Below are 24,424 nucleotides of genomic sequence, written 5' to 3'. Positions count from 1 at the left end.
AATGAACAAACAGAATGCACTCGCGACAGTTCGCAAACACGGCCCACGGCTCCTCGCCGTCATCGTGTCGATCGCGGTTGTCGCGCTGAGCGGTTGTCATAAGTCCCCTCACATGTCCATTTCGCCATCGGCGGTGCCCAATTGCGGAGCCCATACGCAGCCCGTCAGCATCACTCTGCAATGGGATGCTACTTATGCAACCGACGGGCGAGTCCGATTCTGGATCCGCGATCGCCGGGCCGACACGTCGACTCCAGAGCTCTGGACCGAGCAGGGCTGGAAAGGAACGATGCAAAGCGGCCCCTGGATGCTTCCAGGAACCATCATCAGCATGACGGACGCGAGCGGAGAGAAAACCTTGGCTAAGGTGCGCATCGGAAGCGCTCCCTGCAAGCAATGAGTTGCGCTGGCGGAACAGACCGGGCGCGCCCGGTCCGCTGAGCGCGCCCTAGGGCGAATTCACCATGCCGGAAAGCCCGGCCCACTTGCTACGGTAGACTGCGTGCATCTCGGTACCTCGACTACCCTGCGCCCACAGGATCGCCTCTTCCACTACTGCCTGGATAATCAGGGCGCGGTCATCGGCATTCTCAAGGTCGAAGTTTGCCGCGTAGGAAACATCTACCAGGCGCCACAGGAAAGCATTGCGCAAATAGCAATTGACGGGGAGAAAATACCGGGCGAGCTGGTCGGTAATATCCTCGCTACGAATGCCCTCGAAACAACTCGCTGAAAAATCCGTATCGGGAATAACCTCGTCCCGTACGCCGGTATGGCGATTGATACGCTTTTCTGCCGGCCAAGTCGCAAATATCTGGTTGGCCAGGTCCAGCGCCTCAGGCCACAAGCGATTGCCATTCCGCCCCACCTGCTCTCCGATCAACCAGAACTCGCCATCCTGCGTCAGCGACATCGCTATGGCGCTCAGCACCTTTTCCAGTTCCACCAGATGATGCAGCCCGGACGTGATGCAGATGACATCGAAATGGCCAAGCTGTGGCCCGATGTCGTTTGCGTCTCCCAGCACTCGGTCGACTATCACGCCCGACGGCATTTGCAGGGCTGCCCGCTCAAGCAACTCGGCGTTAACATCGACAATACAAAGCTCCACGGGGACCGCAGCCGCCGCCAGTATCTGGCCCTCCACGGCGGCCTCGCCTGCGCATAGGGCAAGCATTCTCAAGCGGCCTCCCGCTCGCTTCCCGGCCAAGGCTTGCAAGCGCCCTGGAAAATCCGGCGCCTGAGCAGGAATCACGGTACCGAGCACACGCATGGCGTAATTGAAGGCATTCTCGCCAGGCTGCGCCAGTATGCTGCTCAGCCGGCTTGCCAGTGCATCACGCAGCCCGAGAACAGCCTCCTGCGCCGGCTTAGACGGCGGTAAAGGCCGGATCGGCTGCATCAAAGGCAGGTCGGCCCCACGGTCCCGATGGCGGTCCTTGTAGAAGTCACCGCTATAGACATTCTGGAAATGTGCGATCTCGTTCTTTAGCCGCCAAGCGTGGTGTGAGCGGGCACGCGTCAGGGGAAGGTCCTCGCGTGCACAGACCACAAGTCCAAGCAAACCCAGCCGGTCAGCGCGATGAAAGAATCCCCTTTTTCCTCCTTCGCAGCGTAATTCCAACTCCACCATCTGACCTGCGGCCAACGGCAGATCGACGAGCATTTCCCATGCGCTCGCGGCGGGCTCATCGTTCATCAGGTGCTGCTTGACCAGCAAGCGCGCCTCGCCGCCGTCGAATCTGCACCAAATCTCGACACTGATACCGTGCTTGCTGATTTCGGGGAGCCCGCGCAGACAACGCATCCATAGCACCGGTTCGCGTGGAACCGTCAGGGCTGGCAGGTGAAGACTCTCTTCGGACAGCAACACGAGGCCACGCTCGCGCTGCGAGAAATGCGCGAATTCGGTCCATCGATTCGGCACTGATGCCTTTTCGACAAGTCGAACGGGCGCCTCTTCTTCAAGTACAAAAGATGAGCGCATAGGCTCCCTCATTCTTGAATCGGTAGAAAAGAAGATCATTTCTTTCCGCTGAACGAGCTCCCGCGGCTGCTCAGCACACGGGTAGGAGCCTACCATCATCCCCAGTCAAGGGGCATCGCATCGCCCTGCGAGACTGATGGAGTGCCCGCAAAGCACCTCCATTCGCGCGGCATTGAGGATCGTCTCGGATCGTTGCGCCTCATTTTCGGATGGCGTTTCCAAACGTTTTTGACGCATCGATGCACTGAAGGCGAGATAGCCATCCTCTGGCAGCCCGATGTAGTCGAAAAGAAGGCCAGGGAGTTCGTAAGCGCTCAGATCGCGCTGTTTATGCTCGATCGGACGATTGGATACCAACACATACCGTGTACGCTCCTCGCCATTGGCGCCCCCATCATCGAAGCCGCGCTCGGCGAAAGCATGCTCGAGCGCCGGCAGATGATCACCGTAGAACAGCAGCACGGTCCATTGCGGGCGCGCCAGTAGCCGCTGCGCGAAATCACCCAGCGCCTTGTCACCGTTGACCAGGTGAGAAAGGTAATAAGTCATCTCCTGCGTAGCCGCAGGCGACAAGCCGGCAGGCACCTTGCGTCCATCGAGAAGACTGGAGAGTTCGCCGATGTCCCCATCCCAAGGGCCATGATTCTCTATCGTGATCACCAGTGCATATCGCGGGCCACTGGCTTTCTGGTCCAACTGGGTCAGCACCGAATCGAACAAGGCGTGATCCGACACATAGACCCCGGCGCGCTCGGCCTCGCTAAATTGATCGTCGTAGAAACTACGCCGCATGCCTAGCGCGGACACGGCCTCGTCCCTGTTCCAGAAACTCCCATGATAGGGATGGAAAATCATGGTCTCGTAACCAAAAGAGTCCAGACGCCGCGGAACACTCGGCATCCATCGGGCGGCCAGGCCATAGTAAGGGTACTCAATAACGGGGAACGCCTGCATCGGATAACCGGTGAGTGCTTCGAACTCCGTGCGTATGGTGCCGCCACCGTAGGTGGGCGCCTTGAGAAAACCGCTGATGCCGGAGCTGGAGAGCCCCTCGAAATTGGCTTCGTAGTCGCCCGGTTCAATACCCTTGAGGATGCCGGGATCAAAAAACGCCTCACTTTGCACCACGACGATGTCCGGCAACTCTTTCGGCACCGCGCGAGCAGCGCGAGCCTTGAGATCGTCGATGTTGACCCGCGCATAATCCTCGACAAGCTTGGACTGCACGTGCGGGACGGCAACCTTTGACTCCTCCGCCATCCTCACCAACCCCGCCATCAGACCCACACGATCCACGGCCACGATGGGATTCCACAACTCGAAACCGTCGAGCGCGTCGTCCGAATAGAGTCCGGCGCACGGTCCCAGATCTTCATAAATCCCATAGAGCCCGGTCATGGGCAGCAGAATACATAGCAGCCTGAGTCCCCAGACAGGGCGACGTCGGTGATGCTCCAGTCGGCCCATCACCCAAGCGCCCGCCAAGAACGCGAGCGCGGCGAATGCCGCCAGCCAGTGCGCCTGAAGGTAGCGCGAAAAGAAGCCGAGGTTATGGATTAGCTGGCTTTCCAACACAACGTCGCTCGGCATCACGGGCGCATTCATATTGCGTTCCTTGATGCCATTCACAACAAATAAAAGCCACACAACACCGCCTATGATCCAGGCGGAAAGCCATGCCCTGCCGCTGATGCCAAACAGCACCAGCGCAACGAGCATGATGGGCAACACATTGAGCCAAAGCAGCCTCCATCCCGGAAACGGACTCATAGCCGGGTCGAGCGCCAGGACAAGAATTAAACAGGCCGCGATGACGAAGGCGATACCGAAAAATGGCCGCAATTGTCGTCCACTGAGCTGCAAGACCTCTGCGACCTTCTTCCAATTCGTCATCAGATTGATGGCGCCCCCCGCCGATCCAGCGTTCTCAGAATCCTCAATACGGGGAGCCAAGTGCACGGTGAGCTTCAGTCAGCCGCCCGCGCTCCCAAAACGTCCCCGGAAATAGGCTGCATCTGCATGACCAAGTACCTGACAAGGAAGTACGAGACTTCCTGGCACGAGCTATAGGCTGGCCCACAGCAAACGTCAGCTTGGCGAAAGGATAGAGGAGCTGGGCCTGGTCTCGTCACGCTGCAACGCAGCACGGCACGCCGCTAGTAGGGCACCACGAAAGACCTGGGTAGCACGGCGGGGCGTCCGGTCAACGCAGACGTTGTCATGCGCCAAGCTCATGTCGTCAGTCGGAAGGTTCGAGATCAAATTCCTGCGCAGCGCCGCGACGATGCGCGCGGCGGCCAATCCATCTCCATACGGCGATACGCGTTTGGCCAATGCCCCGTATGCGGCGTAGCCATCCAGTAACGGTGATACGTCCCGCACGATGAAGTCTTCGACCGTTCTCACCACGCGCACGACGCCCTCGTCCACGGCTTCGGAGATTTCCGTTTCGATGCGCAATACCTTCAACGACTCTGCACCGAACTGGCGTCGGCATATATCTTCTCCAGATGCCAGTTCTCGTCCTGCAGCTCGCATCTGGGCGGTTTGCCAGGCGTCCTAGGGACCGAATGACGAAGGGCCATGCTCGTTATCACTCCCTGCCAACAAAATCCCCGCTCTGTAGTGAGGTACTTGTCCATTTCTGGGATACTTCGGACAGGCCGCTCTTTCGACGGCAATCGTTTCACCGGAATGCCGTAATGAATGACTCCAGCAAGCCCGAATTCGACCAATACGCCAACAGCTACACCCAGCTTCATGCCGCCAATATCAAGGCGAGCGGCGAGGAGCCCCCCTACTTTGCCGCCTACAAGGCGAAATTCATGGCGGGCAAATCTCCAACGCGTGCCGACGCTGTGCCACTGGAAATCCTTGATTTCGGCTGCGGTGTCGGCAACTCGATTCCTCACCTGCAGCAGGCCTTTCCCAAGGCGAACCTGAATGGCGCGGATCTCTCTGGCGAAAGTGTTGCCGTGGCCAGTGCCTCCCACGGAGCGATCGCGTCGTTCAAAGTCATCGACTCGAACAACCTACCGTATGAGGACGCATCGTTCGACCTCATTCTGGTGGCCTGCGTGTTCCACCATATTCCGCCCGAACAGCGTCGCCACTGGATGGCTGAATTGCGGCGGGTCCTTAAGCCCACCGGCCAGCTGTTCGTATTCGAGCACAACATCCTCAACCCGCTTACGGTCAAGGCGGTTAATGACTGCCCCTTCGACGAAGACGCCATCCTGCTGCCTCGCAAGGAGCTTCTCGGGCTAGCGAAGGGTGCCAGCTTTACCCGCGTGAACGCGCAGTACGTGGTGTTCTTCCCACGCCCTCTTTCGGCACTGCGTCAGCTGGAGCCTCTCATGGGATGGATTCCGTTCGGTGCACAGTATGTTGTCTATGCCACTCCGTGACCGACTGGCCGGCCGTCTGGCCGCGTTTTCTTTGGCCGGCGTTGCCAACACGCTGATTGGCATCTCGGCAATCGTGCTCTGCGGGATGTTGGGCGTAGGTGCCATGGCATCCAACGTGGTCGGATATGCCATCGGACTCGTTGTCAGTTTTACATTGAACTCGCGGGTAACGTTTCACGACCGTCCGCGTGATCGGCATACGGTCAGTCGTTTTCTCGCGGCTTTCGGCATCGCATTCGCCGCAAATTTGGGCGTCGTGTCGTTGGCCATGCACCATCTCGCGCTTGACCATCGAATCACCAGCCTTGCAGGCACGCCGGCTTATATGGTCGTGTTTTTTGTGCTATGTGAGATTTGGGTGTTCAAGGTAAGTCCCGAGGTGCCGAGCTAGCGATAGCTGCGGCGCCCAGGAACGGTATGCGGCTTCAACATAGTGGATCGCAGGGCGATGTCAGCCCCTCGTTCCAGTGAAGATTTGCGCCCCGGCGGTTGTGGAAGCCGATTGCCGCCCGAGTAATCATTTGTGCGTCGCAGTCTTCACTCTCCAGCCATGATTACCCGCCGCATACTCAGCAAGTGGAGGATCGCCTCTGCCTCGCTTTGCAAAACCATTTGCCCGCAAAGGCAGGGCCGTCCTTCGTCAGGCTCTAGGTCAGCTGACCAACCTGAGGAACTTCCTGTTCAAGAACGACGGTCAGGAGATGCCTACTGTCGCCAATGCTGTCACGCCTCTGACTGATGGGCGAAACCGGGAGTCGACGCGGAAACCGTCGGATGCGCCTCTTCGATCACGATATAGCCGGGCCTCTTGTAGGCGGCGCTCATGAGCTTGCCGACGTACTCACCCAATACGCCAAGGATGACCAGCTGAATGCCGCACGCAAAGAGCACGACTGACATCAACGAGGTATAGCCGGGGTTGCTGATGGTGCCTGACAGTTTTCCGTACACGAAGTAAATGATCGACAGGAAGCTGACGCCAGCGAGCCCGAGCCCTCCGTAAGTCGCCATCCGCAAGGGCAGCGGTGAGAACGTGACAAAAATATTGACGGCATGCGCCACCAACTTCTTCAACGTGTAGGCACTCTCACCATGCGTGCGAACGCTGTGACTCACCTCCACCGAGCGCGCGCCCGACGTGATCCAGGAGAGCATTCCATCGATATACGGTTTGCTTAGGCTGAACGCACTGAGTTGCCGCGCGACGGATGAATGGATGGCCCGGAACGAACAATAGTTCTCGTTCAAGTCGGGGAACGCTCGCTTTAGCGTCCACCGCATCAGGTCGGACGAGATGTTTCGATAGGCCGCGTGAGTCCGCCTGCCAAAAGCCCCATAGACGAGGCGACAACCATCGGTTCCCGCTGCAACCATAGCCGGAATGGATTCCGGGGGATGTTCGAGGTCGTCGTCCATGGTGACGACCCATTCACCACGGGCTCGATTGATGCCGCACATGGTGGCGGCGTGCTGACCAAAATTCTTGCTGAGGCGCAGCCCAATGACCTGGGGATCCATGCGGGCGAGCTCGACAATCACAGGCCAGGCATTGCCCGGGCCGTGGTCGTCGACCAGGATGATTTCGTATCGCCAACCCGCTTCGCGCATGGTCCGTCCGACCCGCTCGCAAAGTTCGGGTAGCGCCGCCATGCCGCCGTATACTGGGACCACCACCGAGACATCGATCTCCGAGTCCGCGACCGGAATTTCCACGCTCGATGCGCTAGCAGAGGACATGCAATCCACCTTGTAGAAGCCAGAGAGCGATCTAGTAGCCCTCGAAAAAAATACCGAAGACGCCCCGGACTTAGCGGACATACCTCATGTTTTCGACAACAGTGCTCGGCACATAGTACTTGGCAATCGTTCGCTTCAGATAACCGTCACCGAGGTCGATGCCAAGTCGGCGTGCCGCGGCTGACGCCCCCCGGCTATCCAACGGCATGGCCTTGCCCCTGGGGACCAGGGAATAATTCCCTTGCTTCCCTAGAACGTCTTCCAGTGCATGGACAATATTCGTCATGGGGGACGACTTTTCGGCCGCTATATTGATGACCCTTTCAACTGCCGCTGGCGCGCGCAGAAGCTCTTCGGCGATGGCCGCAACATCGTCCACATCAATGATATTGCGCTCGGCAAACTGCCATACATCAAAATGCTCACCGGACACTATCTTGTTGCGCAGATAGTTCATCAATGTATGGGGATTGTCGGTCGCCCCGACCACCTGCGGCAGCCGCAGTATGACGGTGCCTTCCATCGTCATCACTAGCGACTCCATGCGCCGCTTGTGGCACATATATGGCGTGTCGACCGTGTCACCATTCACGAGGCCGCAGCTGCTGAAATAGACCAACGGCGCCTGCGCCTTTTTCAGCCAGGATTCAAGCAACGACTCTTCCCGCAGGAACTCACCTGGATCATTTCCTCCGGAATTGGAAACACCCGAAGCAAATATTACCCAGTCCGAACTACCCTCGAAGGCCGGCGCAAAAGCGCTAGCCAATAGGCCGCGACCAACAATCACGCCTGCTCTCCTGCCCCATCTGAAGGGCCTTCGGTAAAATTGATTCCGCGCGAAATCGCCAAAGCGATAGGGCAGCCGCCTATGGGGCTGCGCCTCAACGACATGGGAGACGCTTCCGAGCCCCTACTTCAGGCCAAATACCAATGCCGAAGTGATTACTTTATACGAACTTACGAAGCACTGGAAATCCATCGGAGCCATGGCCGCATTTCGACGGGTGGCTCCGATTGCACATAAGGCCGCGACGACCCGGCACTGCCTGCGAGGTCGCCGCGATCGAATTCGTCCCCGGCTGGCGGATCAAGGGCCGATATTGAGCACAGCAATATCGTTCGCGGTGCCGACGTACCGAATGCCCTCGCCGCCACTCCCGCTCTTGACGTTGAGCCGCTCGCTCAGAACGTCACAAACGTCACTCTTCGTCATGCAGTTAATATAGGAGGGGGCGCCCACCGCTTGAACAATCGCCACCATCTGTGGAGGGCTATTGAGAATGCGGGACTCCGGGAATTTCGAGTCCATTTCACCAAAAATTGCCACCGCCTGGTACCCATATGGCGCGTGTGGAAGTGCGTTTTCAATGCCACGCAAGACGAACTCGTTGCCGTTCTTCTGGCGCTCGAATGACGTGTGCGCATAAACCATCATGTTCCAGCCAGCCCAAGTGAGCAGCACGATACTAAGCACGCGCGCCAGGAAACGCTGCTCATAGGGGACAAGCGCGATGAGTGTCAGTGCGATGGATAGCGTGATGACGCTTCGCGTCTGGATAATCGGGGCCAGTGGCACGGAAAAGGCGAAAAAGCTCAACCCAACCGCCGAAATCACCAACAGGCGCGGAATCTCGTGCCGCCAAGCCGGCACGCGCAGGACGGCGAGAATAGCCACAAGTACGCCGAAGACCGCGCTTTGCTTTGTCGCTATCCCAACGAGAAAGCGTTTCTGCTCCTTCAGGTTCGCACCGACATAGTGAATATTCCTGATGACATCGTGCAGGTTGTGGGCGGGCATGGCGTGCCGCCACGGCGCAGGCACAATACCGAGCTGCCCCGTCAGGAAATAAACGGCTGCGACTGAGCAAATCAGACCCACGATCGAGCCTGCAATCCAGTACATGCCGTGGCTCAGCAGGCGCGCCGCGTAAGGACGGGGCTCAAGCTTGTTGGGCGAAAAGTCGCGAAGAAAGAACAGGGGCAGGATGAAGTAATAGTTCTGGAGCATGCCAAACAGCAAGCCCCCTCCCAGTAGATAAACGAGCCGATAGTTGCCGTAACGTGAGGCGAGCAGTGAGAGGCCCAGCAACGTGACCATGGTTGGCAGGGAGGACGCGGCCCAAGGGCTCAGGTCAGCGAATGGCGCTGCCACCAGTAGCACTGAGGCGATCAAGCAGGCATCCGCACGACGTGTCGTCATGTTGAGGCCGATTCGGTAAAGGACCACCCAAGCGACGATCACGAACAGCACCGCGTCGCCAGTCAGCGGGGAAGTTCTCAGAAAGTCATGAAGAAGGAAATTGATCCAGCGACCTTCTTCCTTGAGCTTGAAGGTCCAGTCCAGGTAATAGTGTGGTTCGTCGTATCCATAAACTTGAAAGCTAAAAAGAAGGTAGTACGCGAAGACGACCAGGATCATCGCTATCGCGATGACCAACGCGCTGTCGAGTTTCCAAGTTGAAAGTGACTTAACCCAATGACTATGTGACACGTGGTGCGAATTATTCTTTGACGTATCCATGGCAATGCGGCTCACCGTATCCATAAACGTTCTGTCCAATCAGAAGATATTGCGCGAAGGCAAACAGGACGCATGCTAGCCTGAACACCGCTGTACTGCCCAATTTTCACGTCTACAGCCCCCCATGAAACCGCCCCGGCCTCGTCGGCGGCTCCCCATCCTCAGGAGATGGAGGCCCGACCAAGCAACCCTTTCCAAGAAAGTCCGCGTCGGCAGTTCGCGGGGTGCGCGTGCACCAGCCCGGCCATCCGTCGGAGTGGACCACGACCCAATTGTTGGCCGCCAAGCTTCGCGATCGAGCATTCGCCGCATAGCTTCGCCAGCCAGATAGCGCGAGGCAAGTAGCCGCCGTGCCCCGCGCTCCCGTGCAAAGAGACAATGCGCCGGTGTTACCTGTGATGCTGGCGTTACTTGGCGGCCGCACCCGTGCCCAAGGCGTCACGCAGTATCGCAACAATGCGCCGGGATGCATGGCCATCCCCGTACGGTGAAACCCCTCGCGCCATGTTTCCATAGGCCGCGGCGTCGTTGAGCAAGCGCGAGGCCTCCTCGACAATGCGAAACTCGTCGGTACCCACAAGACTGACAACGCCCTCGTCAACCGCTTCGGGGCGTTCCGTCTCGGAGCGCATGACAAGCACCGGCTTACCCAGTGCAGGCGCCTCCTCTTGTACGCCACCGGAATCGGTGAGGATCAGGTACGCGCGCTTCTGGGCCTCCACAAACGGAGCATAGTCGAGTGGGCTGCAGAGACGGATCCTCGGGTGGTCCCCAAGCAATTCATGTGCGACGTTACTCACATTCGGATTCGGGTGAACTGGATAGAGCACCTCGATATCGGCATGCCGATCGACGAGCACTCGGATAGCGCGGCACACTGCCCTGAAGGGTTCGCCGAAGTTCTCACGGCGATGCGCTGTCACCAGGATGAGGCGCCGAGTCGGATCGAGGGGAATATCGAGAGGCCTGTCAGTGGCTGCCACGTCAAGCAGGGCGTCAATGACCGTATTGCCCGTAACGTGAATGGCCTGCTCATCAATCCCTTCGCGCAGAAGATTCTGGCGTGACCGCTGCGTTGGCACGAAGTGCCAGCGCGCCAGGTGGCCCGCGACCAGGCGATTCATCTCCTCTGGAAATGGGTTGTCCATGTCATGGGTTCGAAGTCCAGCCTCGACATGACCAAACGGTATACGAAGATAGAACGCCACGAGCGCAGCCGTCATCACCGTCGTCGTGTCACCCTGGGCGAGCACGACGTCGGGGCGTAACTCCGTGAACTTGACATCCAACGTCGTAATCAGCCGCGCAGTGAGCTCCGGCAGGGTCTGATTCGCGCGCATGATATCCAAATCAATGTCAGGGCGAATACCGAAGAGCTCCAACACCTGATCCAGCAGCTCGCGATGTTGAGCGGTCGCAAGCACGGTTACGCGAGCCCAAGGCTCACGCTTCAACGCCTGGATAAGCGGCGCCATCTTAATGCCCTCGGGTCGGGTCCCGACAATGCAAACGATGTGTTTTTTTTCCACGACAACCTCGATTAAGACGTACGTTGCAATTGGCGCAGAGGCACGCGGAATTTTGTCGAGCGCCCCTTGAGCACCATTGGCTGGAATAAAGGTCCTGCGCCAGTATTGAATTCGCGTCAGGCGGACATGATTTGCATCCCTACCTCACGGCCTCGCACTGTCGCTTTCCCGATGGCCGCCATGAACAGGTGCTCAACCGGTGCCCTTCACCTCGCCTGGCTCGCCGTGATCTCCAAGAGTTCACGTGGTCGATCGGTATGAATGCGGCACCCACTCACCCCACTTCGCCTCGTAAATCGCCCTGTTCGCCTCGAACAGCGCCTTCCTCTTTTCCTGCTTTAGCTTGTTGAAGGATGCGGACAGGTTGTGGTGCACGAAGACGTCGTCCGCACACGCAATACTCCAGCCCGCCTGCTCCACACGACGGCAGTAATCGTCGTCCTCGAAAAATCCTATGCCGAAGGCCTCGTCAAGAGGCCCCACTTTTTCGTAGACGTCGCGGCGCATCATCACGCAGAAGAATGCAGCAGTGCGCAGGCTGGTCAGCACGCCCACGTGACGTGATGTATAGGCCGCCGACACCTTGAGCATGGTCGCCATGTCATCGTAAAGAATGTCGATGCGCGCCTCATTGCCGATATTGTTGGTGACCGGGCCAATCATCCCCAACCGCGTATTGCGCCGCAGATGCGCAACAAGCGTGGAGATCCAGCCTGGCGTGACGTGCGTGTCGTTGTTAAGCAGCACCAGGTATTCGCCGTCGGCGACTTCCAGGCCCTGGTTGTTGGCGGCTGCGAACCCGCGATTGTCGTCATTGAGGATGATGCGTCGTCCCGGACCGGCGGATACCCATTCCTGCAGGTACACCGGCGTCTCGTCGCTCGACGCGTTGTCGACCACGATGACGTCGAGATTCGAATAATCGGAGAGCTGCTCGAGACTGCGCAAGCAGATCTTCGTCAAGTCGAGATTGTTATACGTGACGACAATGACGCTGACCCTCGGCTGTTCCAGCGCCGCCACGCCTTTGGTCAGATCCGTGGCGCGATGCGCCCACGTCTGGCTCGCTGCGAATTGCCTGCGCCGCTCCACGAGTTCCGCGCCAGGCGGGGTCGCCAGTGCGCTCTCGAGTGCCCGAATGAACGATGCATGGTCAGTACCGGTGCGCACGAGATCGCCAAACTGCCGGATTTCCGGCAAATCAATCGAGACCACTTCCTTGCCGGCGCTGAGGTACTCGTAAACCTTGACCGGATTGGTCGCCAGGGTGAGCGGGATGACCTGGAACGGAAGCAGACACACGTCAATGCCATCGAGATAGGCGGGCAGCGCCGCATACGGCACTTCGCCGGTAAACTCGACGTTGGCCAGATGCTTCAGGCGTTGTTTTGCGCCCACCGTGTCCGCACCAACCAGCAGGACGAGGCAGTCTGAAAAGCGTCGTGCCACTTTTTCGACAAGATCGAGATCGAACCACTCTGCAATGGCACCGTAATAGCCGATGACCTTGCGTCCTTTCGGATCCCGGAATGGCCGGTCCGAATGCCGGGCGAAATGCTCATACTGGCATGCATTGCGCACCATCAGGCGCCGCGGATTATGCTTGCCGGCCTCGTCATACAGCCAGTCCGAGGTGACCACTAACAGGTCGGACGTACCCATCAATTCCCGTTCACGCGCCAGCACTTCAGGACTGTTGTCCGCAAAGCCGCCATGATGGTCCATGCAATCGTAAGCCAGCGAGCTGTTCGGCAAGATCCTCGCCGTTTCCAGCCAATACGGATGTTGAACCAGCGAAACGCATGCCGTGCTCCTGGTCCAATTCAGCAATATGCCAAGTCCTGCGCGTAATTGTTCGCGCGCATCGGGCGTGGGGATGCCATCGTAGATCGCCGGGCTACCCTGCAAGCGCAGTTGTACCTGGAAAAGCCGCCCCTGCTGGTCGAGCGGCTCGACCGCGAATCCCGGCAAGGGGTGGTTGACGAAATTGTTCGAGATATAGAACACGCGATGCCCGGCCGCAGACAACTCGCGCGCCAAGTGCTGGGGGCGCTGCGTGCGAAAATGCCAGTCGATGACGGCCCAGATGAAATAGTCCCGCTTCCCCGCCATCGCGGGAGCCAGGCTCACTGCCTTCGCCGGCAAGGTGTCCGCACTAGCCCCCGGCGAAATTGCCGCCTGCGTGGCGTCCGCGCTGCGCCTGACGAGGTCGATGATGCGTTGCTGGTCTGCGCTTGCCAGGCCGCCGTGGCGAACGGTACGCATCAGAAAGCGCAGCGGGCGCGTCAACCGCCAGGATCGACTCGCCTTGATTTGTTCCAGCTCCGCACGAACCACATCCAAGGAACACTGTCGCGCAAACGCCTTGGCGCTCTCTCCCTTGGTGATCACCAGGTCCCCACGCAGCGACTGTACTTCCTCGCTTAGCTCGCTCAGCTCCTCCAGGAGGCGCTGCCGTTCCGCCTTTGCATGGGCCAGTTCCGCCTCGTGTGCAGCACGCACCGCTTTCGCCTCCTCGATGTCTTGGAGGTGAAGCTCCATCACGGCCCTCTTTTCGTCAAAGATGCGCTGGGCCTCGGCCTTGTAAACCTCGATGTCCTGGAGATGGAGGTCCATCACTCCGCTCTTTTCGTCGAAGATTCGCTGGGCTTCTGCCTTGTAGGCGTCGCGCTCTTTCTCCACCTGGTGCAGGTCTGACGACATCTTGTCGAGGATCGATAGCGGAACAAGATCAGCGATGGCAGGCTCAACAATGGCCAGTCGCGCCGTTATGGCGGCCAGTTCGCCGTCAACCTCTGGCCATTTGCCGGCACGATCGATCGCCACGACGCGCCTGTACAGGCCGTCAAGGTAATCATGCCAGCCGCCAGGCAGTACATCTTTGCTCGCGGCGAGATGCTGATGCCGAAGATCGTGCCGCAGATATTCATTGACCTCATTGGCCACTTGCTGCGAAGACAACGGCCAATGGATGTCGAGTTCGGACTCGATACGCCCCAGGCAGGTCTGCCAGTCCTGCAACAGGTCGTGGTAGCTCACCACGCAGCGAGGCAGGTGGCGGGAGGCTTCCAACGGCTCGCACAAGTAGCGCAACCACAACAGTGAAGAGCTGGCGGCCGAAAGGTCATTCCGCCGCATCAACGAACCGGAAACTTCGCTGGGGTGGCGTAGCGCGAAGACCAGCTTGGGCTGGATACCCAGGCCGGCAAGGGCTTCAAACCATAGCGGCAGCAACCGGCAAATGCGCGGGTCCTTGACGGCCCAAAGCGCTGACCCGCCGAACTCCGCCTGGATCAGGGCGGACAGTTTGTCCACAAAGCCCGCATCACTCAGTTGAGCCAGCCAGTCTTCGCGAAGTTTGCGCGGATCGTCCCAGCTTGAACCGAGGAATTGCAGGATCTCCTCATGCAGGTCAACGACTCGCTTGTTTTCCCAAAAGCCCGTCGCATTGTCGTTTGCCGGCTCAAGCAGTTCGGAGCCGAGCGGCACGCCGTGTAGATTGAGAACACCAGTCAACGCGGACGTGCCGCTCCTATGCATTCCGATGACCAGCAGGGCCTGTCTAAGTGCGGATGATGGTTGGGTCATACAGAAACCTTGCTGGACAGGGGCACAACTACGTCGGGAACAACGCAGAAATCAACTAGGCCGGTTGCGGTGCGCTCGGGCTCTGGCATAACGCGGAACATGGCTGCGTCAATCAAACGGTCAATATAAGTTTCTTCTCCACCTACGTTGGCGAGTACTCCTGCGTTGAGGAAGTAAGTCCCGCCGTCCAGCAGGCAACGGAAGCGAAATCGAACCTCCATTTCCCCTCCGGCCTCGATCGCCGGTATCGCACGTGGGAGATTGGTGGCTCCCCCGCCGAGCTCCAGGCCCGTCAACGTTTTGATGAGCATGCCGAAGCGCACCAGGAATGCCGGTTGATCGAATTGCACGCGGTAGGTATAGACATACTCACCGCCGCCGCGGAGCACATTGACCTTGGTCCCTTCGAGAGTCTGGATATGTGGATGGACAATCGTGGCCCCGCGTGCGTCGTAGCGCACCGTACTCTTGGGCTCCATGCCTTCGTCAAACCAGCCGGCACTTTTCGGCGCGTGCTCACGCCCACCCTCAGGCTCGGTGGTGGCCGATCGCACCAAGTCGGCATCCTCGCGATCGATCTGAGAAAGAGACGACGGAGCCTCGAGCTCCGATGCGTCCTCGCGCTCGCCACGAATCATTTCACGCACCTGATTTGCGCGGTCAACCGGCACGTAGAGCATCTTGTGGTAGCGCGAGACAACGAACTTGGGCGAGCCACTGGCCAGCATCTCGCCCCGATCCAGCAGGAGCGCACGGTCGCACAGCTGGGTGACGATGCCCGCTGAATGCGATACGAACAGAACGGTCGCCCCGTCGTCCCTGATGCGATTGATGCGAGCAAAGCACTTTCGCTGGAACGCTTCGTCGCCGACCGAGAGTGCCTCGTCGACAACAAGAATGTCGGGCGTCACATTGATCGCTACCGCAAAGGCGAGGCGCACATACATCCCGCTCGAGTAGCTTTTGACAGGCTGCTCGACGAACTCCCCGATATCGGCAAAGGCCACGATGTCGTCGAACCGTTCCTCAACTTGCTGGCGAGTCAGTCCGAGCACTGCGCCATAGAGAAATACGTTTTCACGACCTGTGAACTCAGGATTGAATCCGGCGCCGAGTTCGAGCAGCGCAGCGATGCGGCCATCCACTCGGACCTGCCCCGACGATGGGCTAAGTGTTCCGCAGATGATCTGGAGCAACGTGGATTTGCCTGAGCCATTTCTGCCCACGATGCCGAGCGTCTCTCCACGCCGCACCTGGAGGTCGATGTTTTTGAGCGCCTGAAACTCTCGATACCAGCGATGTTTGGCCTGGCGCGGGGACAGCATCTGACAGAGCCGATGAAAGGGCTTTTCATAGATCGGAAACGACTTGTTCAGCCGATCGATCTGGATCACTGCCTCAGATGACATCGGCAAAGCCTCGTCGGGTCAGACGAAATACCCCGTAGCCGCCGTAGAGGACAACCAGCGCACAAAGCGTGTAGACCCCAAGTCCCAGCCAGTCAGGCAGGCGTCCCCAAAGCGTAACGTCGCGCGCCTGATCGATGATGAAAGTCAATGGATTAAGCCTTAGCGGCCATCTATACGCAGGCGGCAGCGCCTCGATCGGAAACATGGCGGTCGACGTGAATAGCATGGCGGTCGCAATCACGCCGGTAATCTGGCCGATGTCCCGCAGGTACACGCCGAGCGCGGCAAGGAACCAGGACATGCCCAGGGCAAAGATCACCAGCGGCAGCATGACAAGAGGCAGCAACAGGGTCGTCCAGGCCAGCGTGTGGTCCAGGGCAAGATGCAATACGAGGAAGACCAGGAAGTTCATCACCGCATGAAACAGTGCCGACATCACCATGGGCCAGGGCAATATCTCAAGCGGAAAAATCACCCGCTTTACGAAGTTCACGTTCCCCGTCACCAGGTGTGGCGAACGACTGAGACACTCCGCAAAAAACCCATGCACGATCAGTCCGACAAACAGAATGATCGAATAGTGCGTTTGCCCGTTTTCGGCTTGAGGCCAGCGTGCCTTCATGACAAAACCGAACGCAAACGAATACACGAGCAGCATGAGGAAGGGGCTGATCAGCGACCACAACAGCCCGAAACTCGCACCCTTATAGCGACCCAGCACATCTCGCTTGGCAAGCTCTTTCGTCAGCGACCAATGCCGACCGATCGCGCTGAATGGCCCGGTATCCGACCGTGACGCCGCGATATTTGAGGGAAACTCCAAACTCATAACCTCAGACTGTTGCGTTAGGGGTGGACATGGGCATCAACCCAAGGCTGCAGCGAGCTCACTCCTGAGATCTGCAACATCCTCGACCCCCACCGAGAGGCGTATCAGCCCATCGCTGATGCCCAAGCGCTTGCGGTTGGCAACCGGTACCGAGGCGTGCGTCATGATCGCCGGATGTTCGATCAGGCTCTCGACTCCACCCAACGACTCCGCCAAAGCGAACAATTCGCAACGCTCGAGCATCCGGCGCGCCTTCTTCAGGCCACCTTTGATTTCCGCACTGATGATGCCGCCGAAGCCGTCCATCTGCCTTTTGGCCAAGGCATGTTGCGGATGACTTTTGAGGCCCGGATAAATCACCGTTTCGACGCCGGGGTGCTTCTCGAGCCACTTGGCCAATTCCATGGCACTTTCACAGTGCGCCCGCATGCGCAGGTGCAGTGTCTTGAGTCCCCGCATCGCCAGGAATGAGTCAAACGGGCCTGCGATGGCACCCACGGAGTTCTGCAGGAACGCCATCTTATCTACGAGCTCAGTGTCATCGCCCGCAACGACGATGCCGCCGACCATGTCGGAGTGGCCATTGAGGTACTTCGTCGCCGAGTGCAATACCAGGTGTGCGCCATGCTCGAGAGGTCGCTGAAGCATGGGCGAGCAAAACGTATTATCTACCACCAGGATCAGGCCATGTTTCCTGGCAAAGCTGGCGAGCTTGGCCAGATCAACCAATTTGAGCATCGGGTTGGTCGGCGTCTCGGCCCAGATCATCCTGGTATTGGGTTTCAGGGCAGCCTTCAGCGCCTGCAGGTCATTGAGATCTGCAAAAGTGAAGTCGAGACCCGCCGACCGGCGACGGACTCGTTCAAAAAGGCGATACGTGCCGCCATAGAGATCGTCCATGGCAATGACGTGGCTGCCACTATCCAGCAAGTCCAGAACGGTACTGGCCGCAGCCAAGCCGGACGCGAAGGCGTAACCGGCCTTGCCCCCCTCAAGCTCCGCCACGCAGCGTTCGTAGGCCATCCGCGTGGGATTCTGTGACCTGGAATATTCATATCCCTTATGCACACCGGGACTGGTCTGCACATAAGTCGACGTGGCGTAGATGGGCGTCATGATCGCACCCGTGGCCGGATCAGGGTGCTGACCGGCATGAATGGCGCGCGTACCCAGGCCGAGTGGGGTCTTGGTCATTTTTGCCTTCATATACAATCACTTGTGTGCAGGCGAAGTGCCCGCCGCCAGTTAAAAGGAAGCTATCTTAAACCAACTGGGCCCCCGCCCCCGTGGGAAGGTCATTTCTGAACGCCGCCCTACCCAAGCATTTTCAATCTCCACGTAGAAATTTTCCATTCGACGGGAATGGGCAAGTTTTTCAGGCCGTCTTGGCGTGACACAATGTCCTAATTGCATCCAGCGGTCATAAGGAACTATGAAGACACTGCTCGTCACCGGCGGCGCCGGCTTTATTGGCGCCAATTTCGTGCTCCAGTCCATAGCCCAGGGACTTGGGGTTGTTAACCTGGACAAGCTCACTTATGCCGGCAACCTGGATACGCTGTCCTCCTTGAATGGCAACGACAGGCACATCTTCGTTCAAGGCGATATCGGTGACCGCACCCTGGTTGCCCGGTTGCTTGAACGGCATCGCCCAGATGCGATCGTGAATTTCGCCGCAGAGTCGCATGTCGATCGCTCCATCGACGGGCCTGCGGCATTCATCGACACCAATGTCGTAGGCACGCTAGGGCTCCTGGAGTGCGCGCGCGACCACTGGCGCAGCCTGGACGGGGATGACCGCGCAGCATTTCGCTTCCTGCATGTTTCGACGGATGAAGTGTATGGCTCTCTTGGCGCCGACGGCTTGTTCACCGAACAAACACCTTATGCGCCTAACTCGCCCTATTCCGCCTCGAAAGCGGCCTCGGACCATTTGGTCCGCGCCTTCCATCACACCTACGGCTTGCCGACGCTAACTACGAATTGCTCGAATAACTACGGCCCATTCCAGTTTCCCGAGAAGCTTATCCCTCTGATTATCCAGAAGGCGTTGGCGGCTCAAGCATTGCCCGTCTACGGCGACGGCCTGAATATTCGCGACTGGCTCTACGTGGGTGATCATTGCACGGCCATCCAGAGCGTGCTGGAGAATGGTCGCGTCGGCGAGACCTATAACGTGGGCGGCAATGCCGAACGCGAGAACATCGTGGTCGTAAAGACCATCTGCGCGCTGCTCGACCAGCGCCGGCCTATGGCTGACGGGCGCAAGCGCGAATCGCTGATCACCTTCGTCAAGGATCGCCCGGGGCACGACCGGCGTTACGCGATAGATTCGAGCAAACTTCAGTCCGAACTCGGCTGGAAGCCCTCGCAGACGTTTGAAAGCGGTATCGCGCACACGATCGACTGGTATCTAGCCAATCAGCGCTGGACCGACCGAGTGACGGATGGCAGCTACCGCATGGAGCGACTCGGCGCATGACAGCCAACAAAGGCATCATCCTGGCCGGCGGTTCCGGCACACGGCTCTACCCCATCACCCAGGCAGTGAGCAAACAGCTGCTGCCGGTATACGACAAGCCCATGGTGTACTACCCGTTGGCCACCCTGATGCTGGCCGGCATTCGCCAAATATTGATGATCAACACGCCCCACGAACAGGCCTTGTTTCAACGCCTGCTTGGCGATGGTTCGCAATGGGGCATCGAGATCAGCTATGCCGTTCAACCCTCACCAGATGGCCTTGCTCAGGCGTTTGTCATTGGCCGCGACTTCATTGGAACCGATCCGAGTTGCCTGGTCCTGGGCGACAACATTTTCTATGGGGTCGGGCTGACCGAGCGCCTCAAGCGCGCCACCTCACGCGAACATGGCGCCACCGTCTTCGGTTACTGGGTGCGCGATCCGGAGCGCTATGGCGTGGCAGATTTCGATAGCCAGGGCAAGGTTATTGGCCTTGAAGAGAAACCTGCCAAACCCAAGTCCAACTATGCGGTTACGGGCCTTTATTTCTACGATGGCCGTGCGTGCGATTTCGCCTCCGAACTGAAGCCGTCACTTCGCGGAGAACTCGAAATCACCGACTTGAACCGCTGCTATCTCGACGACGGTTCACTGCAGCTCGAGCAGCTCGGCCGCGGCTACGCCTGGCTCGACACCGGCACACACGAATCGCTGATGGAAGCGGGCAACTTCATTCAAACCATCGAGCACCGACAGGGACTGAAAGTCTGCTGCCCCGAGGAAATCGCCTACCTCAGTGGCTGGATCGACGCCGAACAGCTCTTGCGCCTGGCCGCACCACTGGCCAAGACGGGCTACGGACAGTATCTGCGCAATTTGACCGTGCAAGGCTACGTTCGATGAAGGTGATCGAGACTTCGTTGCCTGGGGCTGTGGTTATCGAGCCGCAGGTATTTGGCGACGCGCGCGGCTTTTTCTACGAGAGCTACAACAAGGCCAAGTATCACGAGGCCGGCATCACCGCAGAATTCGTGCAGTCCAATGTCTCGCGCTCCGCCAAGGGCGTACTTCGCGGCCTGCACTATCAGTGGCCCAACCCCCAGGGCAAGCTGGTAAGCGTGCTCGAAGGAGAGGTATTCGACGTGGCGGTCGATGTCCGTCGTGGTTCGCCCACGTTCGGGCAATGGACCGGGGTCATGCTGACTGCCGACAACCATCGCCATTTCTGGATACCCGAAGGCTTTGCTCACGGCTTCTGTGTGCTCTCGGATGCCGCAACCTTCTCGTATCAATGCACGGCGCTGTACGACCGCATCGCTGACGCCAGCGTGCGCTGGGACGACCCGGACATCGGCATCGACTGGCCGGTCAGCCAGCCACTGCTGTCCGAGAAAGACCAGAAGGCCCCGCGGCTGAAGGACGTGGCGGCCGACCGCCTGCCGGAGCTCCTTCGTTGAAGATCGTCTTGCTCGGTGCCAATGGCCAGCTCGGGCGCAGCTTCCTGCTCGATCGCGGCCTCGCCAGCCTTGGCACATTGATACCCGTAACCCGCGACGGCAACCTGGCCGACGGCGGCCATGGCGAGACGGGTGACCTAGCGTCTCTTGCTGGCATTCGCGACCTGCTTGAACGCACGCGACCCGACATCATCGTGAACGCGGCCGCTTATACGGCGGTCGACCGGGCCGAGCAGGAAGAGGACCTCGCCACCCGGGTCAACGGCGCGGCGCTGGCCACGATCGGCGAATGGGCTGCTCGAAATCGGGCGCTCGTGGTGCACTATTCGACGGACTACGTCTTCGATGGGGAAGCCCGACACCCCTACCCGACCGACGCACCCACTTCCCCGATCGGAGCTTACGGCCGCGGCAAGTTGGCAGGCGAACGGGAGTTACGCGCCAGTGGCGCGCAACACCTCATTCTCCGTACGGCATGGGTCTATGCGGCCCACGGGCATAACTTCCTGCGCACCATGCTCCGCCTAGGGGCTGAACGCGACCAGCTGCGCGTGGTCGCTGATCAGCATGGCGCGCCGACCTCCACCAACCTTATCGTGGCTGGAACGGTGGCCGCGCTGAAGCGCTGGTTGGAGTCGCCGGAAACGGTACGCGGCGAACTCGAAGGGACGCACCATCTTGTCGCCAGTGGTGAAACGACGTGGCACGGCTTCGCCTCAGCCATCTTCGATCAGGCGTTGGAACACGGCCTGCTTGCCCGCAAGCCAGACGTCCAGGCCATCGGCACCCTTGACTTCCCAACTCCGGCGAAGCGCCCAGCCTTTTCTGTGCTGGACAACACCGGATTCCAGAAACGGTTCGCTTTTACGCTCCCTCACTGGAGCAATGGCCTTACCGAGGTCATCCGCGAACTCTCTTCCAAGAGATCCTGAAGCCATGTTGATTCCTCTCATACTCAGCGGTGGCAGCGGCACGCGGCTGTGGCCGGTATCGCGCAAAAATTTGCCCAAGCAGTTTCTGTCGCTGACCGGACAAGGCACCTTGTTCCAGCAGACGCTGGAGCGCACGCACCTGCTGCAGGATGTGACCGCCCCCATCGTTGTTGCCAGTGAGGATCATCGCTTCCTGGCCGCCGAGCAGCTTTTGGAATCAGGCGTCGAAGGCGCCACGATCGTGCTTGAACCCATGCCACGCAACACGGCGCCGGCTATCGCGCTGGGCGCCCTGCAGGCGATCGAGCGAGATCCGGAAGCAGTCCTGCTGGTGTTGCCCGCCGATCACCTGATCGGCGACGCAAAGAGCTTTACTGACGGCGTCCAGAGAGCTCTGCCGGCAGCTCGCGAGGGCTGGCTGGTCACCTTCGGCATCCGTCCGGATCGTCCCGAAACGGGCTTTGGATACATACGGCGGGCAGAGTCAATTGATGAAGATGCTTACCGTGTAGACCGATTCGTCGAGAAGCCTGCTTTCGCTACTGCCGAGACCTATCTCGCCGAGGGCGGCTACGACTGGAACTCCGGTATGTTTCTGTTCAAGGCCTCGCGCTACCTCGAAGAGTTGGCCGAACATGCACCGGCGATGCTCAGCGCCGTGCGCGCCGCCCATGCGTCGGCCAAAACGGATCTGGATTTCGTACGTATCGATGGAGACACCTTTGCCAAGGTGCCCGACAACTCGATCGACTATGCCGTCATGGAAAAGACCCAGCGAGCAGCGGTGATCCCCGTCGCCTGCGACTGGAGCGACATTGGCTCATGGTCCGCCCTCTGGCTTGCCGGAGCACGTGACGCAGAAGGCAACCTACGCGAGGGCGACACCATAACGGTGGATACTCGAAACTCCCTGCTGCGTTCGCACGACCATCATCTGCTGGCCACAGTAGGCGTCGACAACCTCATCGTGGTCACAACGCCCGATGCCACCCTGGTCGCGCATCGCGATGCCGCGCAGGACGTCAAGCGCGTGGTCGACGAACTCAAGGCGGCGGGCCGCACCGAGCATTCACTGCATCGCGTGGTTCGTCGTCCCTGGGGTAGCTACGATTCGCTCGAATCCGGCGAACGCTTCCAGGTAAAACGTATCATGGTCAAGCCTGACGCAGCACTGAGTCTCCAGAAGCACCACCATCGTGCAGAGCACTGGATCGTGGTGTCCGGCACGGCGGAAGTCACCTGCGACGACAAGGTATTTCTGCTCGGCGAAAACCAAAGCACCTATATCCCGCTGGGCAGCGTCCACCGGCTGCGCAACCCTGGGAAGGTACCTTTAGAGATCATCGAAGTGCAATCAGGAAGCTATCTCGGTGAGGACGATATTGTCCGCCTTGAGGACGTCTACGGCCGCTCCTGAGCCACCGCTGCACTTGCCGGCGCTCGTGAGCCCATACCCGCGGGACCGGCTAGTTATTGTCGCTAAGATGCCGGAGGGGCAAGGGGAGCTACACAGCTCACGTGGCCATCCTTCGCCACCGCTGTATTTCATTGCCCGTCCGACGGAAAAGCCTGATGCACACCCACCCCTCGCCCATGGCCAACGCTGCCGCATCCGCGAACGCCCGCGTGTTGAGCATCGTTTCCACGCTGTACCGGTCCGAGTCCTATCTGGTGCGCTTCATCGAGGCTTGCGAGGCGGCAGCTGCTTCGTTGGGCATCGACGATTATGAATTCGTCTTCGTCGATGACGGCTCCCCCGACCATTCCGTAGCGCTGTTGCGGTCACTCCAGCCAGAAAAACCCCGCATCCGTATTATCGAGCTGGCGCGCAATTTCGGGCACCACCAGGCCGCCCTTGCTGGATTGCATCACGCAAAGGGCGCTCGCATCTTCCTGATCGACTGCGACCTGGAGGTGGACCCTGCCGTGCTCGTCGCCTTCTGGAGAAAGTTTGAGCAATGCGATGCAGACGTCGTCTACGGGTACCAGGAAGAGCGCAAGGGTGGGCTCGTCGAACGGGGCGCCGGTGGCCTGTTCTGGCGCCTGTTCAATTTGATGAGCGATACGCGCGTCCCGGTCAACCTGGTTACTGAGCGCCTCATGACGCGTCGCTACGTCGATGCCCTGCTATCACTCAATGACCGCAACATCTTCCTAGCCGGCATGATGGCCTGGGCAGGCTTCAGCCAGGTCGGCATGCCGGTGACAAAGTTGCAAAGGCAGGGGCGATCGACCTATTCCTTCGCCAAGCGCCTGCGGCTACTGGCCCGCGCCATCACCTCGTTCTCCGCCAAACCGCTCTATGTCAGCCTATGGATAGGGATCCTGGCGCTGGCCGCCTCCTGCTCCCATGCTGCCTACATCATCGTGCGCAAGCTGCTGCATCCAGAGTCGACGCTCGTGGGCTTTCCTTCGATCGTGGCTCTGCTCACGGGCATGTTCGGCGTCATGATGCTGGCACTGGGCATCATCGGGCTATACGTCGCGCGCATCTTCGTGCAGACGCAGGGGCGCCCCATCTTCATCATCAAGCATATCGACTGACCTTGTTGGATACCCACA

General features: G+C 59.3%; 20 protein-coding genes. 9 read left to right on the top strand and 11 right to left on the bottom strand.

Annotated features, from left to right (window positions below):
- Position 1: 1 nt before the first annotated feature.
- On the top strand, positions 2–400 hold the full coding sequence (locus tag OUZ30_RS16010; RefSeq protein ID WP_266183430.1) for a hypothetical protein: 399 nt from the start codon (positions 2–4) through the stop codon (positions 398–400).
- A 48-nt stretch (positions 401–448) separates the two neighbouring features.
- Here OUZ30_RS16010 and OUZ30_RS16005 read toward each other — a convergent pair whose 3' ends face one another.
- The 3 genes from OUZ30_RS16005 to OUZ30_RS15995 form a co-directional block, all read right to left on the bottom strand.
- A complete protein-coding gene (locus OUZ30_RS16005; protein WP_266183429.1) occupies positions 449–1,987 on the bottom strand; it encodes a class I SAM-dependent methyltransferase in 1,539 nt (512 codons plus the stop codon).
- Between the two features lie 105 nt (positions 1,988–2,092).
- Positions 2,093–3,880 (bottom strand): LTA synthase family protein, encoded by a 1,788-nt coding sequence (locus OUZ30_RS16000; RefSeq protein WP_266183428.1) that lies wholly within the window; start codon positions 3,878–3,880, stop codon positions 2,093–2,095.
- A 195-nt stretch (positions 3,881–4,075) separates the two neighbouring features.
- Positions 4,076–4,456, bottom strand: coding sequence for a UDP-N-acetylglucosamine 2-epimerase (locus tag OUZ30_RS15995; protein WP_266183427.1), 381 nt, complete (start codon positions 4,454–4,456; stop codon positions 4,076–4,078).
- Between the two features lie 233 nt (positions 4,457–4,689).
- Between OUZ30_RS15995 and OUZ30_RS15990 the strand changes: the two genes are divergently transcribed.
- Positions 4,690–5,394 (top strand): class I SAM-dependent methyltransferase, encoded by a 705-nt coding sequence (locus OUZ30_RS15990; protein ID WP_266183426.1) that lies wholly within the window; start codon positions 4,690–4,692, stop codon positions 5,392–5,394.
- Positions 5,372–5,785, top strand: coding sequence for a GtrA family protein (locus tag OUZ30_RS15985; protein WP_266183425.1), 414 nt, complete (start codon positions 5,372–5,374; stop codon positions 5,783–5,785). Before OUZ30_RS15990 ends, OUZ30_RS15985 begins: the two co-directional genes overlap by 23 nt.
- Before the next feature lie 332 nt (positions 5,786–6,117).
- Here the strand turns inward: OUZ30_RS15985 and OUZ30_RS15980 are convergent, their stop codons facing one another.
- From OUZ30_RS15980 to OUZ30_RS15945, 8 genes are all read right to left on the bottom strand, one after another.
- Complete coding sequence (locus tag OUZ30_RS15980; RefSeq protein ID WP_266183424.1) at positions 6,118–7,107, bottom strand: glycosyltransferase family 2 protein; 990 nt, start codon at positions 7,105–7,107, stop codon at positions 6,118–6,120.
- A 94-nt stretch (positions 7,108–7,201) separates the two neighbouring features.
- Positions 7,202–7,921, bottom strand: a complete 720-nt coding sequence (locus OUZ30_RS15975) for an NAD-dependent epimerase/dehydratase family protein (RefSeq protein ID WP_266183423.1) — start codon at positions 7,919–7,921, stop codon at positions 7,202–7,204.
- Positions 7,922–8,221: 300 nt separating this feature from the next.
- Positions 8,222–9,679 carry a hypothetical protein gene (locus OUZ30_RS15970; protein WP_266183422.1) on the bottom strand — a complete coding sequence of 486 codons (1,458 nt, stop codon included), beginning with the start codon at positions 9,677–9,679 and terminating at the stop codon, positions 8,222–8,224.
- Positions 9,680–10,062: 383 nt separating this feature from the next.
- Complete coding sequence (gene wecB / locus OUZ30_RS15965) at positions 10,063–11,184, bottom strand: non-hydrolyzing UDP-N-acetylglucosamine 2-epimerase (RefSeq protein WP_266183421.1); 1,122 nt, start codon at positions 11,182–11,184, stop codon at positions 10,063–10,065.
- Positions 11,185–11,424: 240 nt separating this feature from the next.
- The gene (locus OUZ30_RS15960) at positions 11,425–14,205 is read right to left on the bottom strand and encodes a glycosyltransferase (protein ID WP_266183420.1); all 2,781 of its coding nucleotides are present in this window, start codon (positions 14,203–14,205) and stop codon (positions 11,425–11,427) included.
- A 563-nt stretch (positions 14,206–14,768) separates the two neighbouring features.
- Entirely contained in the window at positions 14,769–16,181 is a 1,413-nt protein-coding gene (locus OUZ30_RS15955; protein WP_266183419.1) for an ABC transporter ATP-binding protein, read from the bottom strand.
- Positions 16,171–17,010: an ABC transporter permease gene (locus tag OUZ30_RS15950; RefSeq protein ID WP_266183418.1), complete on the bottom strand. Its 840-nt coding sequence runs from the start codon at positions 17,008–17,010 to the stop codon at positions 16,171–16,173. Before OUZ30_RS15950 ends, OUZ30_RS15955 begins: the two co-directional genes overlap by 11 nt.
- 36 nt (positions 17,011–17,046) lie before the next feature.
- Positions 17,047–18,204 carry a trans-sulfuration enzyme family protein gene (locus OUZ30_RS15945; RefSeq protein WP_425601525.1) on the bottom strand — a complete coding sequence of 386 codons (1,158 nt, stop codon included), beginning with the start codon at positions 18,202–18,204 and terminating at the stop codon, positions 17,047–17,049.
- Between the two features lie 238 nt (positions 18,205–18,442).
- On the opposite strand from OUZ30_RS15945, the gene rfbB reads away from it, so the two are divergent.
- The 6 genes from rfbB to OUZ30_RS15915 all read left to right on the top strand — a co-directional run bounded on the left by rfbB (position 18,443) and on the right by OUZ30_RS15915 (position 24,406).
- Positions 18,443–19,492 (top strand): dTDP-glucose 4,6-dehydratase, encoded by a 1,050-nt coding sequence (gene rfbB, locus OUZ30_RS15940; RefSeq protein ID WP_266183416.1) that lies wholly within the window; start codon positions 18,443–18,445, stop codon positions 19,490–19,492.
- Positions 19,489–20,376 carry a glucose-1-phosphate thymidylyltransferase RfbA gene (rfbA, locus tag OUZ30_RS15935; RefSeq protein ID WP_266183415.1) on the top strand — a complete coding sequence of 296 codons (888 nt, stop codon included), beginning with the start codon at positions 19,489–19,491 and terminating at the stop codon, positions 20,374–20,376. Before rfbB ends, rfbA begins: the two co-directional genes overlap by 4 nt.
- Positions 20,373–20,930, top strand: coding sequence for a dTDP-4-dehydrorhamnose 3,5-epimerase (gene rfbC, locus OUZ30_RS15930; RefSeq protein ID WP_266183414.1), 558 nt, complete (start codon positions 20,373–20,375; stop codon positions 20,928–20,930). Before rfbA ends, rfbC begins: the two co-directional genes overlap by 4 nt.
- Positions 20,927–21,862, top strand: coding sequence for a dTDP-4-dehydrorhamnose reductase (gene rfbD, locus OUZ30_RS15925; RefSeq protein WP_266183413.1), 936 nt, complete (start codon positions 20,927–20,929; stop codon positions 21,860–21,862). The genes rfbC and rfbD overlap by 4 nt, the downstream gene beginning before the upstream one ends.
- Positions 21,863–21,866: 4 nt before the next feature.
- Positions 21,867–23,279: a mannose-1-phosphate guanylyltransferase/mannose-6-phosphate isomerase gene (locus tag OUZ30_RS15920; RefSeq protein WP_266183557.1), complete on the top strand. Its 1,413-nt coding sequence runs from the start codon at positions 21,867–21,869 to the stop codon at positions 23,277–23,279.
- A gap of 101 nt (positions 23,280–23,380) precedes the next feature.
- A complete protein-coding gene (locus OUZ30_RS15915) occupies positions 23,381–24,406 on the top strand; it encodes a glycosyltransferase family 2 protein (RefSeq protein ID WP_266183412.1) in 1,026 nt (341 codons plus the stop codon).
- Positions 24,407–24,424: the final 18 nt, after the last annotated feature.

Origin of the sequence: Dyella humicola (assembly GCF_026283945.1) — a bacterium.
GTDB classification, from domain to species: domain Bacteria; phylum Pseudomonadota; class Gammaproteobacteria; order Xanthomonadales; family Rhodanobacteraceae; genus Dyella; species Dyella humicola.
This window is presented reverse-complemented; position numbering and strand designations above follow the sequence as displayed.

Bases quoted from the DNA above. Each gene is read 5' to 3' on its own strand.
- OUZ30_RS16010 (WP_266183430.1), top strand. From the start codon at position 2: ATGAACAAACAGAATGCACTCGCGACAGTTCGCAAACACGGCCCACGG.
- OUZ30_RS16005 (WP_266183429.1), bottom strand. From the start codon at position 1,987: ATGCGCTCATCTTTTGTACTTGAAGAAGAGGCGCCCGTTCGACTTGTC.
- OUZ30_RS16000 (WP_266183428.1), bottom strand. From the start codon at position 3,880: ATGACGAATTGGAAGAAGGTCGCAGAGGTCTTGCAGCTCAGTGGACGA.
- OUZ30_RS15990 (WP_266183426.1), top strand. From the start codon at position 4,690: ATGAATGACTCCAGCAAGCCCGAATTCGACCAATACGCCAACAGCTAC.
- OUZ30_RS15985 (WP_266183425.1), top strand. From the start codon at position 5,372: ATGTTGTCTATGCCACTCCGTGACCGACTGGCCGGCCGTCTGGCCGCG.
- OUZ30_RS15970 (WP_266183422.1), bottom strand. From the start codon at position 9,679: ATGGATACGGTGAGCCGCATTGCCATGGATACGTCAAAGAATAATTCG.
- OUZ30_RS15955 (WP_266183419.1), bottom strand. From the start codon at position 16,181: ATGTCATCTGAGGCAGTGATCCAGATCGATCGGCTGAACAAGTCGTTT.
- OUZ30_RS15950 (WP_266183418.1), bottom strand. From the start codon at position 17,010: ATGAGTTTGGAGTTTCCCTCAAATATCGCGGCGTCACGGTCGGATACC.
- OUZ30_RS15945 (WP_425601525.1), bottom strand. From the start codon at position 18,204: ATGACCAAGACCCCACTCGGCCTGGGTACGCGCGCCATTCATGCCGGT.
- rfbB (WP_266183416.1), top strand. From the start codon at position 18,443: ATGAAGACACTGCTCGTCACCGGCGGCGCCGGCTTTATTGGCGCCAAT.
- rfbA (WP_266183415.1), top strand. From the start codon at position 19,489: ATGACAGCCAACAAAGGCATCATCCTGGCCGGCGGTTCCGGCACACGG.
- rfbC (WP_266183414.1), top strand. From the start codon at position 20,373: ATGAAGGTGATCGAGACTTCGTTGCCTGGGGCTGTGGTTATCGAGCCG.
- OUZ30_RS15920 (WP_266183557.1), top strand. From the start codon at position 21,867: ATGTTGATTCCTCTCATACTCAGCGGTGGCAGCGGCACGCGGCTGTGG.